Here is a 16,089-nt window from a genome sequence, read left to right on the forward strand (position 1 = left end):
TACAACCTTTTCAGCCACTTGTTTACCACAGTTGCCCACCTCCTTGTTCCACTTGATTGCCGAGTTTATTCAGCCGGTTCATCAACGCCATTGAAATGAGGATAATCAGCATCAGTATCAGCGCCAATGCCGAACCGAAGTTCCAGTCGTTGGTCACCTTAAACTGATTTTCAATCAAATTGCCAATAAGCATGTACTGACTGCCCGAAAGGAGCTGAGAAATGACAAATGTACTAACCGACGGCATAAACACCATGGTCACACCTGAGACGACCCCCGGCATGGACATCGGCAAAATCACTTTTCTAAACGTTGTAACGCTCCCTGCTCCCAGGTCGTGTGCCGCTTCGATCAGTCCCTTGTCCATCTTGGAAAGCACCGTGTAGATCGGCAGGACCATAAACGGCAGGAAGTTGTATACGGTTCCCAATAGGACGGCGCCTTCAGTATACAAAAGCTGTACTTGCGGCAATCCGAAGAATCCCAACACTTGATTTAAAATCCCGTTTTTGCCGAGGATGGTCATCCACGCATAAGTCCTCAGTAAGAAGTTCATCCACATCGGCACGACGAAGAGCATCACGGCGATGGTTCTGTATTTAAGTTTCATAGTGGCCAAAATCATAGCCATTGGATAGCCAAAAATCAAACACAACAGCGTGGCTTTTATAGCGATGGCGAAAGAGCGTTGCCAAACCGTTTGGTACTCGGGCTCAAAGACGCGCTTAAAATTAGAAAGCGTGTAGACATGGGCACCCGTCTCGGGGTCGACAGAAACGACACTTAAAAAAGCCACCATCATAATCGGAATTAAGATAAAGACCACTATCCATATAAGGTAAGGGCCTGCGGACAGCTTTTTAAGCATCTTGACCTCCCTTTTTCATAATGTGAATATCGTCTGGGGTGAGGACGATGCCGACTTCACTGCCTTCTTCGACGACATCGGTGCTGTGCACCATCCACTCGTGTCCGTCTTCTTGAATCATCATCTCGTAGTGCACCCCTTTAAAGACCACTGAAGTAACCGTTCCCTTGAGAATCCCTGCTTCAGGTGCCACCAAGTCCACGTCTTCCGGTCTGATGACGATGTCCACCGGCGCGTTTTCACCGAAGCCGCCGTCGAGACATTCAAAGGTTCTACCGGAAAACGATACGAGCTTGTCTCGTACCATGGTGCCTTCAAAAATGTTGCTCTCGCCGATGAAGTCCGCAACAAAGACGTTTTCCGGCTCGTTGTAGATGTCTATTGGCGAGCCGATTTGCTGTATTTTACCGTTGTTCATAATAATGATTTTATCGCTCATTGTAAGCGCTTCTTCTTGATCATGGGTCACATAGACAAAAGTTATGCCCAGTTCTTTTTGCATATTTTTGAGCTCGATCTGCATTTCCTTACGAAGCTTGAGATCGAGTGCGCCCAGTGGCTCGTCTAACAAAAGAACCTTAGGTTCATTGACCAATGCCCGTGCAATGGCAATTCTCTGTTGCTGGCCGCCGGAAAGCGAATGAATGCTCCGCTTTTCGTACCCGGACAGATTGACGAGTTCCAAAATCTTTGAGACTTTTTTCTCTATTTCAGAAGAGGAGAGTTTTTTGATTTTCAAACCAAATGCGACATTTTCAAAGATATTCATATGTGGGAACAACGCATACTTTTGAAAAACCGTATTGATGGCGCGCTTATAAGGCGGAATGTGTGTAATGTCCTTGCCCTCGAAAAATATCTGTCCTTCAGTCGGCGTTTCAAACCCCGCAATCATCCTCAGCGTCGTCGTCTTGCCGCAGCCACTGGGGCCCAATATCGTTAAAAACTCATTCTTTTTTACCCAAAAATCGATCTTGTCTACAACTTTGGTTCCGCCAAAAACCTTCGTTATATTCAAACCCTTTACTATTTTATCACTCACAGCTGCCTCCAATACTTAAAAATTAGGGGGCGTCCCCACTAGCAAAATTTTTGCTTCTCTCTTACCTTTATTGACGATGTCGTGGCTCCTATTGGCTTGGTAATAAATCGTATCGCCGGCTTTGGCGACATACTTCTTACTTCCCAATCTCACCACCACTGAACCCGAAAGCACGTAGCCAAACTCCTCGCCTTCATGCGGGTCATGCGTTTCATAAGCACCATTTGGCGCCAGCGTCAGCATAATGGGTTCCATCATATTTTTTTGAGCATTGGGAATAATCCACTCCAATTTATAACCCAATGTATCATCTTCTTTTTCAAAAAAATCTTCCGATTTAAAAACGATTTTTTCTTCAACTGTCTCGCTAAAAAAGACTTGCAAATTTGTGCCAAGACTTTCGAGAATATCGACTAAACTCGCAATGGACGGCGATGTCATATCGCGTTCCAACTGAGAAATAAAGCCTTTTGATAGTTCACAACGATCTGCTAATTCTTCTTGTGTCAGGTTGTTTTCAAGTCTTAGACGCTTTATTTTTTCACCAATTTTCACAACCGTTCTCCTTAATCTAACTTGCGTTTTCCATTCGAAATATTCAATAAGTTTATTATTACTAAACTTTTCACTCGATTTATTATACTAGAGACCTCCAGTCACGTCAATAGAGGATTGCAGACTTTTTTGCATGTTTTACGCATAAAAAAAAGCGCTTTTTATGGGTGAAAAATCGCACATTGAGGAAAATTGAAGCCGATGTTTTTCAGCGCTTTTGAAGTCGCTTGCAATGGACACCATATAAAGCTCCCGTATTCATCCAAATCGATTTTCATCGTCGTCGGCGTTTTGAACAACAGGCGAACAGCACGCTCTAAACAGCGGTCTCGGTGTATTTGAAGCTGAACACAGCCGCTGTCGAGTTGATACCATTTGATTTTCTCATTTCTTCCCCCCTTTGTAACCAACACTCCAAAACAGACTGCCGACTTAACGTTCAAACTTCCTGAACACAGAGAAATACGCTAGAGAGAAGGTTAACCCCGTAAAGAACACCAACGCGCCTATCGGCCCCAAGTCCTCTCCCAGTGCCACATCCAAGCCTGCAACCGCAAAAACGGCGAGCAAAATGCCGATTAAACCCTCTCCTGCAATCAATCCGGAGTCAATTTTGCGCTTTACAAGACTTTCAGCTTGAGCATCCGTTGCCTTCTTTGTTTTTCTGTCCAATCGCAATTCCAATGCCAACACCTGTAAACACAAGTGCCCAAGGCAAATTGCCGCCCATCCCCCCTCGACAACGAGTCGCATCAATGTCGCCTGCGGCGATGGCTGTTCGGTGGCATCAAAGCCCTAAGCGTTGTTTAAAAGTATCAACACATACCCAATGGCAAGTGCCAACACGACGCCCCCGACAAATTCGCCGATTTGTTGCTTTTTGGCGTTGCGCCGACCAAGAATCCGGTTTTCAAGTCCTGCAGCAATGGCGGCAATGACGTAGATAATAGCACCTACCGTCAGTGTTGCAATCATGCCTTCATAGTCATCCCCGAAACAGGATTGGACGAGGAACCCCGTAAGCCGACATAGCGAATATAGTTGTCCCATACACCTGAGTAACCCAACTCCTGAATAGGGACTGATGCAGGATACATAATCACATCGCCTATACGGCCGATATTTAAAATTAAAAGAATAAACGCACACCACCCTAAGAAGTGCTGGAAGCACATCAGCGCCTATTGCCGCGCCAGGATACCGTGGAATCTCGGTTTCGATTTCACTAGGGAACAGTTTCAAACCATCGGTGATCAACTTATAGACTGCTCCAACCCCTAGCCCAATAAAAGTAACGGTTGCTTTTTCGCCGCCTTCTTCACCGGCTAAGAACACTTCGGCACACGCAGTGCCTTCATGGTAAGTTAAAACGCCGTGCTCCTTGACAATTAAGACCTTTCTAAGGGGAATTAAAAACAGCACCCCTAAAAGCTCTCCTGAAAGGGCAATAAATGTAATTTCCAGAATGCTCGGTGTCCCCATTCCCCATTCTTTCATCCAAATAAACATAGCGGGGAGTGTAAAAATCGCTCCTGCCGCCAAAGATTCTCCTGCAAAGCCAATGCTTTGAACCATGTTGATTTTCCAGTATGGACTCTTTTCTCAGTATTCTGCAAATAACGCCCATAGATATAACCGCAGACGGAATAGGCGCCGAAATCACTTTGTCTGCTGAAATAAAAGGCTTGTGTTGATGGCTCATAGTATTTAAGGCGCTTAACATTTGAACAGCGCCGTTCACCAAATCCTCTTTAAGCGGCACTTCTACATGCAAAAAGAACACTGCAATTGCAGTATTCTTCGGTACTTGCGACAGTTGTAGCCGCTTCCTAAAGCATCTGTTAGATTAAAAAAACCGCCATGATTACTGGCGGTTTTGACACATTATTCAATTTCTAAGATTTCGTCGATAACGCGTACCAACTCTTCGATTTCAGGCTTACTCATCTGAGCATTGGCACCGACAGCTTCTCCTTTGTGTAGCAAATCGCTGGTAATCAATGAAGAGAAGATAATAACCGGTAAGTTTTTCAGAACTTTATGTTCTTTAATGCGACGCGTCAACGAATGACCATCTAAATTCGGCATCTCAATATCCGTAATCAAGAGGTCGAGATCGTCCATGAAATCTTCACCTTTTTTATCCAACAGGAGCTCGATGTAGTCTAGCGCTTCTTGACCGTCGTCAAAGAACTTCAAGTTGATAAAGCCGGCACGCGTCAACGTATCCAAGAGCACTTTTCGTATCATCGGCGAGTCGTCTGCCAATGCGATTTTTTTCTTTGTACGGTCTTTCATTTCAATATCTTTAACGCGGTCGGCATGAATCCCTGTACTCGGACTGATGTCCATAACCACTTTTTCAAAGTCGAGGAGCATGATAATCTGGTCGTTTAAATTGATGTTTCCGATGATGAGCGAGTTGGTCGATAAATCATCGGGCTTTAAGATGTCTTTCCAGCCGATTCTATGAATCCCCAAAACTGCGTCGATGGCAAACCCCACCTTGATTTGGTTGAACTCACAGACCAACGTCATGCCATTCTTAACTTTTTCATTATTTCGATTCTCCAAGACATACATGAGATCCACTACAGAAATCATTTCGCCTCTAATAAGAGAAATCCCTGAAACCGCCGGATGAGAACTAGGAATCTTCGATAAATTCTCTATTTGCAGCAGTTCTTTCACTTTAACGACATTTATGGCGTAGTGTACATTTGCCACTGTAAAATGAAGTATTTCGACTTCACCCGTACCTGATTCTAGTAAAATACCTGATTTGTTATCCATATGTTCTCCACCCTCCACACAACTTATTTTTACAAAATGACTTCCAGATAATCGACTGTCCAAGCGCTTCACACCTTAAACTGCGCACTGTTTTCTCAATCCAACGCTCTAACAAAACCGTCCAATGTGCCTTTTTATCTATTATACCTATTTCACAGGCTGTTATAAACATTTATTTTATACCCGCAACAAAACGATTTACACCTATAAGATTTATCGACGACATTGTCTTAAAAACTTACCTCTTTTTGTCATCGAGAACATCAGTCGTATAAAAACGTACAGCCTGTCGACATCGTCGACAGGCTGTAACCATTTAATCGTATCCATAGGGTTCTGTGGATTAAAGAAGTCCCATTTCTTTACCGACTTCTTCGAAGATACCCACAGCTCTTAACAATTGTTCTTCTGTGTGTCCTGCAGTTACCATACATCTCACACGACCGGTTCCCTTTGGTACCGTTGGGAAGACAATCGGCGATACAAAGACGCCTTTTTCAAGCATGCGCTTTGAAAACTCAACTGATTTAGCCTCATCACCAATGATAACCGGTGTAATCGGCGTCTCGCTGTGACCGATGTCAAAACCTAATTTGCCCAAAGCTTCTTTAAAGATTTTAGCGTTGTTCCAAAGTCTATCTGTGTACTCTGAAGTCGATGACAAGATGTCTACAGCTTCTTCAATGGCGCAAACAGCAGCAGGCGGTAGTGACGTACTGAAAAGAAGCGGGCGGCCTCTGTGAAGCAACCATTCTTTCATCACTTTGTTACCGGCAACGTAACCGCCGATAACGCCAATAGCTTTTGAAAGCGTGCCAATCGTAAAATCGATTCTACCGTGTAAGCCGAAATGGTCAACTGTACCGCGACCGTTTTCTCCAAGAACCCCTGAACCGTGTGCATCGTCTACATACGTCATACAGTTGTACTTTTCAGCGAGTTCAACGATTTCAGGTAATTTGGCAATGTCGCCATCCATACTGAATACACCGTCTGTAATAATTAAACAGTTGTTGTAAGACGCTCTTTTTTCTTCGAGAACGCGCTCTAAATCTGCCATATCGCTGTGCTTAAACACCGCTTTGTCCGCTCTGGAAAGGCGCACGCCGTCGATAATGCTGGCGTGGTTGAGCTCGTCTGAGATAATCAAGTCGCCTTTGTTGGTAATCGCCTGAATGGCTCCGGCATTACAGTTAAAGCCCGATTGGAAAACCATAACGGCATCTTCTCTCTTGAATTTTGCCAGTTTAACTTCAAGAGACTCGTGGATGTCCATGTTCCCGATAATGGTTCTAACAGCTCCTGAACCGACGCCGTATTTTTCTACCGCTTCAATAGCCGCCTTCTTCATTCTCGGATGATTGGCAAAGCCCAAGTAGTTGTTAGAAGATAGGTTGATGACTTTCTTGCCATTCAACATAATTTCCGCTTCATTCGCCCCTTCTAAAACAGGCAATACGCGGTAAACGCCTTGATCTTTCAAGTCTTGAACTTGATCTTGCAAATACTTTAGTTCATGTACATTTGACATAGGAAGCCTCCTAGATTATTTATTCTGCACCTTTAGTATAGCATTTATTTGCCTTGCATGGCTAAGCATTTCTATAAATATCACATTATTTTAACCGTTTGCTCAACTGAAAGCACGCGTAGGTGTAGGCCGCTTTCAGCCTGTCGTCCTCCGCAATTTCAGGGTGCGCCTCTAAAAAAGTCAGCGCCTCAGAATCGCCGGTGTTCCCCATGGTGATAAGCAGGTTGCGCTTATACACCCAAAGACCGCGCCACGAAAAGGCCATACCGCCGTAACGCCGCTTAAAAGCCTTGTTGGTCAGACTGAAAAACGTCCTGTAATCAATCGTTTCATCAGATACGCACTCAAAGAAAGGCATTGCCCTGAGACCGGCGTTTGACGGACAGACGTTCTGACACAAACTACAGCCGTAAAGGCTGTTCCCCATCTGAGACATTTCGAGTGCCGTAAGGGGCCTCTTAAGCTGCGTGAGCATGCCGACACACTTTTCGGGATCTCGACCGGTCTCCCCGCAGATGCCGGCAGGGCAAACGCGTTCACAGCGGCTGCACATTTTACACCCGTCGTATAGCTCAGGAGCGGTCACGACCGAGGTGTATGCGTCGGCCTCAAAACCGAGGTCGACATCAAACGTCAAGTAACCGATAAAAAACTGCGTACCGTAGCACGTATTAATCAACAAATGATTTTTACCATACTTTCCGAGCCCCGCATACAGTGCAATTTCACGGTCGATATAAGGCGACGTATCCACGTGTTCTCTACCATTTTCAGCGAGTGGTTCACACGCCGCCAGTTCCTCTCTGATTTCACTCAATCGGCTGCGCAACTGCGTGTGGTAATCGTAGCCGTAGGCAAACCCGTCGACGACGCCAATAGCGTTTTGCGCGTGTGCAAACGCATCGTAAGGTGCCAATACGACCAATAGGGTCTTAACCGCTTCAGAATAAGGCGTGTTGAGGCAGAGAAACCGCGTTTCAATTGGATGCGTACAAGAAAGACTGTGCATCGTTTTCATGAGATTTTCTTCTCGCGACTTTATTCGATTGTATGCCGCTTTATCGATTTTGAGAAGTGCAAACTGTTCGATTCCATGCGCCATACAAATGGCCGTCAACCTCTCGTGGTTCATTTGTCAGTCTCCAAGGACCAGTGCCTAATCTGCTGAACAACAGTTGTGTAAGTTGTCGGTTCAACGCCTTTGACTCTCTCGTTAACGCCCCAAAGACCGCCCGTATGCGCTACAAATAGAACCGGCAACTCTTCGTTGGCGTATTGAAACCACTCTACAAAATCCTTACTGTAAACCGATCGACCGCTGTCCTGTTTGAGTTTATGAAACAGGGCATTTGCCACATCACTGGCGTAGGCGCCAGCATTGTAGTACGCCCCTTTTCCGAAGAGCAATTCCGGTGGGTAGAGCATCGGTACCTGCCACCCCATAATATAAAAATCCGATGTCCGCTTTTCAAAGACATCCGCTTTAAACGTCTCAAAATCCGATTGAACCACTTCGACTTCGATGCCGATGTCTTCGAGATTCTCCTTGATTAAGTACGCCAAATGATACGCCCACGCCACGTCGTTAAACGCATTTAACGTCAAAACAATCGGTTCGTCGCCGTTGTACCGCCGTTGAGTCTCTTCATCGTAGTGAAATCCCATTTCTTCCAACAGTTCAGAAGCGCGAACGGGGTCGTATTTGTAGACATTTGAAGCTTGCGACTTTGGGTAATACGGATGTGTGCTCGGCACCGGTCCGTGAGCCACTTCTCCCCCCTCCGGCCAAAAATCTGAAACAAAGCGCTCTTTATCAATGGCGTAGGCGAGTGCCTTTCTAAAATCGAGCGATTGGAACAGTTCATGCTTGTGATTCATCCCCACAGTTACTGTAAAAGGCGTCAAGTACGCCAGCCCTTTTAAAAACGGCGTATCGCGAAGTGCCATATCGTTGGTTAACGACGGTGTCAGCGGCGCCAAATCCACGGCCCCCTGTGTCAAAAGTTGAAGCCGTTTGGCTTCGTTTTCAAAGTGTAGCGTAATGCGCTCAACAGGGTAATCTGCCAATCGGTACGACTCAAAACGCTCAACCCCCCACTGTGTCTGTTGAACTGCACTCACTTTGTAAGGGCCTGTCCCCAAAGGCATACTGTTGTGGTATGCGGCAAAATCCAGTGCGAGGTCCGGATACTTATAGATGGGAAAAGCAAACTGCGCCATATCGTAATGTGAAAAATCATCGACTTTAAACGCCACTGTAGACACATCTAATACCTCCACCTCTGCCAACCTGTCGAAAAATTGGCGGTTGATCAAACTGTCCTGCGATATTTTTGCCGCATTGTAAACGTCTGCAACATCTTCTGCAGTAAGCAGAGATCCGTCGTGAAAAGCGATGTTCTCCTTCAAATAGAAAACGAGGCGTTCTTCCTCTTCAATCAACTCATAGCGCCTAGCGAGAACATTTTCCACAAGGCCGTTGTCGTCAATGCGCAACAGCCCTTCATAAAGCAAGTCGTTCACTGTTTGCTGCGTCACATAGGTGCGGTCATAAGGTTGGATACGCTCCTCAGTTCTCGGGAGCGCTATAGCGAGTGTTGCCCCGCGATCACTAGCCGGATTTTCGAGAGCCGCAGTCGGCGCTGTCGGCGCCAGCGGCTTGGGTTCAGTTGTATCCGACGTCTTCGTGCAGCCCACTAAGACGAAAAGCCCTGCCAAGAGCAAGGCTGTTACTTTCTTCTTCATGCGTGTTCTATACCTCCATCAGTACAAACGTTATGTCGTCGTTTAACGTATCCTTAATCGGCTTAATTTTATCTTCGAGCAATCCGTAAACCGTATCGATGTCCAAATGCCTGTAACGGTTTAAGAACACAATTAGAGCTTCCGTGTTGAACATGCCGTTTTTTTCCTCATCGACTAAGCCGTCTGTGTAAAAAATTAAGCGATCACCGGATTCTAACTGCACGCGTGCACTTTTAAACTCCGGTGTGAAGAAGTCGTCGAGTTTACAGATAGCAAAACCGCTGCTGTCTTCCAAAATCTCGTAGCCGCCTTTTGCCTTGATGCGAATCGGCGCGCAATTCATTCCTCCGGAGCAATACGTCAACACCTTTCGGCTGAGGTCTAAAGTCGCGTAAAAGATGACCATGTGCATCTCATCCGGAAAATTCATTTTGTTAAATTCCTTGTAAAATTGTTGCAAATTCACATCGGGACGCATGCCCCTGTAGCGCTTGAGATTCTGCTCATTGGACTTGAGGTAGTTGTTGCTGAACATCGTCATCAAAGCCGCCGATATGCCGTGTCCGGCCACATCGAGGACGTACAGCGCCACGTTGTCTTCATCGATGCGATAGACATCGTAGAAATCACCGCTGACCTGCTCGCAGGGGAAATACCCTGATACAATTTGAACATCTCGAAACATCACGCGATTTTCAGGCAAGAGCGATTGCTGAATTTTCTTAGCATACGCCAGCTCTTCCATAAACTTATCGTTAACTTCGATTAACTGAATGGTCTTCTTATCGATGATTTTCTTCAAGTTTTTAGCATACATATTGAACTGGCGCTTCAATTGCTCGCTCTCGCGTTTCGGCACCGTGCTGTTCAACTTGTTGAGGTACGTGAAAAAATACAACACCGCCATGGACATCAACAGCATTCCTTGGATCAAGTTCGGAACTTTGTACGGCATCAAAGTAAAATATACCTGTGCCACAAGAAACATCCCACCGCCGACCATGGATTCGATGTACGTGTCGATGCGCATTTGCGCAAAGGCATTGATTACGGTGACCAGCATCAACACACTGGTGCCCACATCTAAAACAAATAAAAGGGTCAAACTCTGAGCAAACTGATACGCCCAAATCTTATAGAGAATATACTCCACGCCTACAATGAGAACCACCGCACCAATAAACCTGGAGATGCGGTTGAAAATTATCACGAACCGAGAGGTGCCCGACGCCTCAAGATACCCTAGCGCAAAGATAAAACGCCCGAGGGACATCCAAAAGAGAATGTCGTAAAAATGAACGCGCAGCCCTCTAAAAACAAATCCCAAACTCACAAACAAGTTGGTCACCATGACGAATGAGAGCAATGAGAAGATGATAAACCGCTTTTCGATTTTAGCTCTATTACTGTAATACGAGGCGTTAGCCAGCAACGTAAACAATATGGCGGTAATGAAAATCACTTTTGATAAGTAGGGCTTCCCCACCAGCATATAGTTCTCAAAAATAACCATTCTGTTAAAAACGAGTATAGCCACGAGAACCATTAACGAAGGAATGTATTTTTTAAGCCCTTTAAGGATTTCCATTTCCGCCTCCCATGCTATAAATCAAATCCACTGCCGCCGATAAACTCTTTTAAGATACTGATACTCGGTACGATGTCATCGTCATCGATGGATTCAAAATAACTTAAAAACTTTCTAAGCATCAACGCTTCCGTGTATTCAGGGTCAGCCGGTTCAATGGCCTCCAGCAACGGCAACGCGTGTTTTTTTAATACGGCGAACTCATAAGGCAGTGATGTGTTGAAGATTTCATCGGCGCGCTCTTGGAATGGGAAGATGTTGCGTTCTTCTCCTCTGCGAACAGAAGGCCACATTTCAATGGTGCGCTTCGCACTGTGTCCTCTAAACTGATTGTCTCTGACTATGCGTCTCAAAAGGCGCGTCTGCGTCGTCGGGATGCGGTTGTGCTCGTCGATGTTGAGCTGGGTCAACGCGCTGACGTAAATCTTAAACTTTTCCTTTTGGTAGATGCCCTTAGTCAAAGCGTCGTTGAGACCGTGTATGCCTTCGATGATAATCGGTTGATTTTCAGCAATTTGGAGCTTATTGCCGAGGTACTCGCGCTCGCCCTTATGGAAATTAAACGTCGGCAGTTCGACGACTTTTCCCTCTAAGAGCGCACTTAAGTCGAGGTTAAACTGTTCTGTGTCTACCGCATCTAGAGATTCAAAATCGTATTTGCCGTTTTCGTCCAGAGGCGTCTTGTCTCGATTGACAAAATAATTGTCCGTCGAAAGCGTTATCGGGTTAAGGCCATTAACTCTGAGCTGAATCCTCAGTCGGTTGGCAAAAGTCGTCTTGCCGGAGGAAGAAGGCCCTGCAATTAAGATGACCCGCTTGTTGCGTCGTGTGATTTCATCTGCGATAAATGCAATTTTCTTTTCATGTAGGGCTTCTGCCGTTTGAATCAACTCTCTATACTTACCCGAGCGAATGACGTCGTTGAGATTGCTCACGTAACTGATGTTCATAATGGAGCTCCATCGGTTCGCCTCGCTGAAAACCTCAGCGATTTTAGGCGATTCCACAAAAGCTGGCACGCCGAGTGGCGATTCCACAGTCGGGTGCATTAAAATGACGCCCTCGTCGTATCGAATTAAGTCAAAATGCCTTAAATAGCCGGCACTGGGTACCATGTAGCCGTAGAAATAATTCTTCACCCCATCGCAATCATAGAGGCGAATATAGTCTTTTTCTCTATACTTTAAAAGGTCGACCTTCGACATCATATGGTACGACTCAAAGACATCCTGTGCTTCTTCAATAGTGCTTGTGAACTTCTCAAAAGGCACATCAGCTTCGACATACGCCCACATTTGTTCTTTGATTGCGTCAAAATCTTCATGCGTTAAACGCCTTTCGTAATCGAACTCACAGTAGAGACCTTTGCTCAGCGAATGTTCAACGCGCACCTTAATACCTTTAAAAAGCGCAATGGCAGAGCGTATCAATAAAAACGTCAAACTTCTTTGGTATATGCGAACGCCGTCGGACATGGCGAGTGTGACCCAAGTTATATCGCAAGTGTCGTCATACGTTTGCGTCAGTTCTTTTAATACATTCCCACAACGTACGGCGACAATTTGTGGCGCATCAGCTTGTTGATGGGTTTTCACTAACTCTTCATAGGTTTTCACTGGTATTACCTCCTCCGTCTCTTATCTCGTCGTTGAGCCAATTGAGCACGAACTCATTGATTACCGAGTACTTGTAGCGAAACACTGAGATATGCAACGCTTTAATACACGCTTTGAAATCGTCGAGTACGTGGTAGGGGTCGCCGTAAACTCTTTGAATTTCTTCTAAACTGACCCCCTTAAAGCCATGACCGATTAGCGAGTCGTGTCGCAATTCGATCAATTGGTTCATTTCTTTCGTATTCATGGTCTCTAAAACCGTGTCGATGGCACTATCGTTTTTAACGTATTTATGAAAATAGCTGTTCAGTGCATAAACCAGGTGGTTGTTGTAAATCTTGTAGTGGTTGCGCAACACCTTTAAAATTTCTTTTTTCTGCATAAACCTCGATTGAAACGTAAACGGTCGATCTTTCATCTGGGTTTTTAAAAATAAGTATTTGTACACCGCTTCCTTGAATCGATAGACCCTGCCCAGAAAGTCGATGTACTCTTCATTGACAATTTGAAACTTTAAATTTTCCAGCAGTTCCGACAACAGCGCTTCCGGTTCGCCGCCGTTTAAAGCCTTCAAATTATCGAGTAACAGCTGATACGATGCATCGTCTTGTCTAGCAGTATTGACGTTTTGAATGCTGCTGAGCGCCTCTGTAAAATTAAAGTTCACCGCATGCCGACAGGAATCGACAACATGCGCTGCGTCGGTGTCGTGGAGCCCCTCGTCCTTTAAAAGCAACAAGGCGCCACCATAGTCGTAACGCTCTAATAATTTAACAAATACCGGATAAGACGCAAACACATCGACCACCTCTTTTTACAAGTTTTCTAAAAACGCCTCAATTTCGTTACACCCTGCTTTAAAAGTCTGACCTTCGAGCACCATTCGGTGACTGTGGAGAAGCTGATTTTTAACACCCAACTGTCGCTTAGCACCGTATTTGACATCTCCCACAATGGGGTGTCCAATAAGTTGCATACTCGCGCGAATTTGATGACTTCTACCAGTGATGAGCTGAACCTCAACCAGCGTATAGCCTTTAGCCACCTTCAGCGGGGTATAGAGCGTATGACAAAATTTTGCCTCATCGACATCTTTCTGTACGATGCGCACCTTGTTCTTTTCGCTGTCCTTAATCAGATAGCCTTTCACTTCACCGGCTTCTCGAACCCGACCCTCGACGATGCAAAGGTAATACTTCTCCACGGTTCTCGATCGCATGCAGGCATTGTAGTGCTTAAGCGCCTCATAGGTCTTGGCGAAGATAACGAGACCGCTGGTGTTTTTGTCCAGACGATGAATCGGCGCCGGCCTAAACGTATTTGTACACAGATGTTTCAAATAGTACTGAACCCGCGTCGCAAGCGTATTCTTGAACTCCGAGTGATCGGGATGTGTCAAAAGCCCCTTCGGCTTGTTGACCACGAGAAGCTGTTCGTCTTCGTAGACGATGTCGAGACCGCTGTTTTCAGGTTTGACGACCTCTACAGGTTTTACAAGACCCGCCAGCGTTTCATCTGCCAAGTAAATTGAAAGTGTGTCTCCCGCTTTCAAAAAGTAGTCCTCTTTGACTCGGACGCCGTTGACTTTAAACACCTTTTTGCGTATAAGCTTGTAGATGTTGCTGCGCGTCGTATCGTTTAAATACTTTGTCAGATACCGATCCAGCCTTTGGTTGGCAGCATCTTCTCTAATAATAATTTCTTTCATCTTGCCTCACTTAAAATTCTATTTCGACAATGGTATAAGGACCTACCACCTTATACCCAATTTTTTCATAAAGTTCACTGGCGACGCCATTTTCTGTTCGAACAAACAAGTAAGGCGTTTTTCCACGCGCCTTCACTCTCTGTGTCAACGCTATAGACAATTTGCGTCCCACCCCTTTTCGGCGCCATGTCGGTGCGACGTAGATGCCACCGATAACGGCGTAATCCAGTCCTTCTTCTTCAATAAGCCCCTGGGCGATAAAGCGTTCGTCTCGTACAACAAAGACGCGTTGTTCCTCTAGGAACTCCCCCATCACCATCTTTTGAATGTCGTTTATCGGTGCATTTACCCTTCCAAAATGTCGGTTGACCTCTAATATAAACTGAACGTCTTTATTTAACGCCTGTCGTACAGTCTCCACATCTGCGCACACAAGCGCCTCATCGCCCTCGACATCGACGCCTTGCATCAACGTCACTTGTGTAACCACATCGCTTCTAAACGTTCGATATAGGACTTTGTATAAGCCTGCGACACTTTTGTAATCGCCTTTGATATACCGCGGCTTTAGTTGCTTAATCAGTTTTAAAAGGTCGAGTCTGGCAAAGGCGCCTTTAGACTCAAAATGAACGATAAGGGCACGCGTCACCGTATAATACATCAACCCTTTCAACGCTCCCGCCTCAAAATACCCAATTAAGTATTCTTCTGATTTCAATCCGTCTTTTAGTTTATTGAAATAAAAACTCTCCGCTTTTGAGGCATCGAGATATCTCCAAACTGTTTCTAAATCTTCTTCTACTATTTTTCTAAACATGATACACCTCATAAAAAATTGTAACATGAAAGTAATCGTTTTGGAAAGAACAATACTTTGAGATTCTCTTTATTTTGTGATATTCTAGTGGTAGACTTAACATTACTACCGAGAGCAGATGCACAACTGGAGGAGACTATGCTGGACAAAATCAAGAACTTTTTTTACGATATCAGCGATATGGTACTGTCATTAATTATTATCGGTGTCATCTTTTACGCCGTTTCATGGAAAATTTCCGATACATTGAGCCCCGACACCGACTTATCTGCCCTGCCGATTGAATCTGAAGAGCCGGAAACCCCTGACACATCCACTCCTGATACCGGTGCTAACACAGGCGATACAACTGGCGACGGCACAACTGATGGCACGGGGACAGACGCCGGTGAAAACACTGCACCGGAAACCGACGGCACACCTTCTGAATCAGGTGACGGTACAGATGGTGATACTGCCGGCGGCACGGATGGCGGTACGGATGCAGACGCCACCGATAGCGAAACTGAAGAACCGGAAACGCCTTCAACAGAGCTTTTGGTCTTTACTGTCGATCCCGGCGCATCGGGTTACAGCATCGGTCAAAAACTTGAAAAAGAAGGGTTTATAAAGAACGCCAACGATTTTACACAGCGCATCATTGAACTCGGTGTCGACAACCGATTGATTGCGGGTGACTTTAAAATCAGCAAGGCCGATACTTTGGACACCATTATCAACGTTCTAATTGGAAAAGGCCGATAGGCACTGAAAACACCTCGTATACGGTCTTGCCAAACTTAATTACAAGTGCTCAGTCGTTTGTATCCGTACTCGAGTAAACGAC

General features: G+C 45.4%; 16 protein-coding genes. 1 reads left to right on the forward strand and 15 read right to left on the reverse strand.

Features of this window, described 5'->3' with window-relative positions; all coding sequences use genetic code 11:
• Window positions 1-22 precede the first annotated feature (22 nt).
• From ACR6HW_RS08090 to ACR6HW_RS08160, 15 genes are all read right to left on the reverse strand, one after another.
• Entirely contained in the window at window positions 23-868 is an 846-nt protein-coding gene (locus tag ACR6HW_RS08090) for an ABC transporter permease (RefSeq protein ID WP_455730636.1), read from the reverse strand.
• Window positions 861-1,910, reverse strand: coding sequence for a spermidine/putrescine ABC transporter ATP-binding protein (gene potA / locus ACR6HW_RS08095; protein WP_455730637.1), 1,050 nt, complete (start codon window positions 1,908-1,910; stop codon window positions 861-863). The genes ACR6HW_RS08090 and potA overlap by 8 nt, the downstream gene beginning before the upstream one ends.
• 15 nt (window positions 1,911-1,925) lie before the next feature.
• On the reverse strand, window positions 1,926-2,465 hold the full coding sequence (locus tag ACR6HW_RS08100; RefSeq protein WP_455730638.1) for a helix-turn-helix domain-containing protein: 540 nt from the start codon (window positions 2,463-2,465) through the stop codon (window positions 1,926-1,928).
• 161 nt (window positions 2,466-2,626) lie between these two features.
• Window positions 2,627-2,908 carry a hypothetical protein gene (locus ACR6HW_RS08105; protein WP_455730639.1) on the reverse strand — a complete coding sequence of 94 codons (282 nt, stop codon included), beginning with the start codon at window positions 2,906-2,908 and terminating at the stop codon, window positions 2,627-2,629.
• Window positions 2,898-3,218, reverse strand: a complete 321-nt coding sequence (locus tag ACR6HW_RS08110) for a hypothetical protein (RefSeq protein ID WP_455730640.1) — start codon at window positions 3,216-3,218, stop codon at window positions 2,898-2,900. Before ACR6HW_RS08110 ends, ACR6HW_RS08105 begins: the two co-directional genes overlap by 11 nt.
• 42 nt (window positions 3,219-3,260) lie before the next feature.
• Window positions 3,261-4,040: an OPT/YSL family transporter gene (locus tag ACR6HW_RS08115; protein ID WP_455730641.1), complete on the reverse strand. Its 780-nt coding sequence runs from the start codon at window positions 4,038-4,040 to the stop codon at window positions 3,261-3,263.
• Between the two features lie 309 nt (window positions 4,041-4,349).
• Window positions 4,350-5,258 (reverse strand): chemotaxis protein, encoded by a 909-nt coding sequence (locus ACR6HW_RS08120; RefSeq protein ID WP_455730642.1) that lies wholly within the window; start codon window positions 5,256-5,258, stop codon window positions 4,350-4,352.
• 343 nt (window positions 5,259-5,601) lie between these two features.
• Window positions 5,602-6,789 (reverse strand): glycine C-acetyltransferase, encoded by a 1,188-nt coding sequence (locus ACR6HW_RS08125; RefSeq protein ID WP_455730643.1) that lies wholly within the window; start codon window positions 6,787-6,789, stop codon window positions 5,602-5,604.
• A gap of 85 nt (window positions 6,790-6,874) precedes the next feature.
• The gene (locus ACR6HW_RS08130; RefSeq protein ID WP_455730644.1) at window positions 6,875-7,921 is read right to left on the reverse strand and encodes an epoxyqueuosine reductase; all 1,047 of its coding nucleotides are present in this window, start codon (window positions 7,919-7,921) and stop codon (window positions 6,875-6,877) included.
• Complete coding sequence (locus ACR6HW_RS08135) at window positions 7,918-9,534, reverse strand: ABC transporter substrate-binding protein (protein WP_455730645.1); 1,617 nt, start codon at window positions 9,532-9,534, stop codon at window positions 7,918-7,920. Before ACR6HW_RS08135 ends, ACR6HW_RS08130 begins: the two co-directional genes overlap by 4 nt.
• 7 nt (window positions 9,535-9,541) lie before the next feature.
• On the reverse strand, window positions 9,542-11,122 hold the full coding sequence (locus tag ACR6HW_RS08140; RefSeq protein ID WP_455730646.1) for a PP2C family protein-serine/threonine phosphatase: 1,581 nt from the start codon (window positions 11,120-11,122) through the stop codon (window positions 9,542-9,544).
• Between the two features lie 14 nt (window positions 11,123-11,136).
• Complete coding sequence (locus tag ACR6HW_RS08145) at window positions 11,137-12,738, reverse strand: uridine kinase family protein (protein WP_455730647.1); 1,602 nt, start codon at window positions 12,736-12,738, stop codon at window positions 11,137-11,139.
• Window positions 12,725-13,537: a hypothetical protein gene (locus tag ACR6HW_RS08150; RefSeq protein ID WP_455730648.1), complete on the reverse strand. Its 813-nt coding sequence runs from the start codon at window positions 13,535-13,537 to the stop codon at window positions 12,725-12,727. The genes ACR6HW_RS08145 and ACR6HW_RS08150 overlap by 14 nt, the downstream gene beginning before the upstream one ends.
• Before the next feature lie 15 nt (window positions 13,538-13,552).
• Complete coding sequence (locus ACR6HW_RS08155; RefSeq protein ID WP_455730649.1) at window positions 13,553-14,446, reverse strand: RluA family pseudouridine synthase; 894 nt, start codon at window positions 14,444-14,446, stop codon at window positions 13,553-13,555.
• Between the two features lie 10 nt (window positions 14,447-14,456).
• A complete protein-coding gene (locus ACR6HW_RS08160; RefSeq protein ID WP_455730650.1) occupies window positions 14,457-15,263 on the reverse strand; it encodes a GNAT family N-acetyltransferase in 807 nt (268 codons plus the stop codon).
• 138 nt (window positions 15,264-15,401) lie between these two features.
• Here ACR6HW_RS08160 and ACR6HW_RS08165 point away from each other — a divergent pair, with 138 nt between their 5' ends.
• Window positions 15,402-16,007: a hypothetical protein gene (locus tag ACR6HW_RS08165; protein WP_455730651.1), complete on the forward strand. Its 606-nt coding sequence runs from the start codon at window positions 15,402-15,404 to the stop codon at window positions 16,005-16,007.
• Window positions 16,008-16,089 lie beyond the last annotated feature (82 nt).

The sequence above is a fragment of the Fusibacter sp. JL298sf-3 genome, assembly GCF_053842995.1.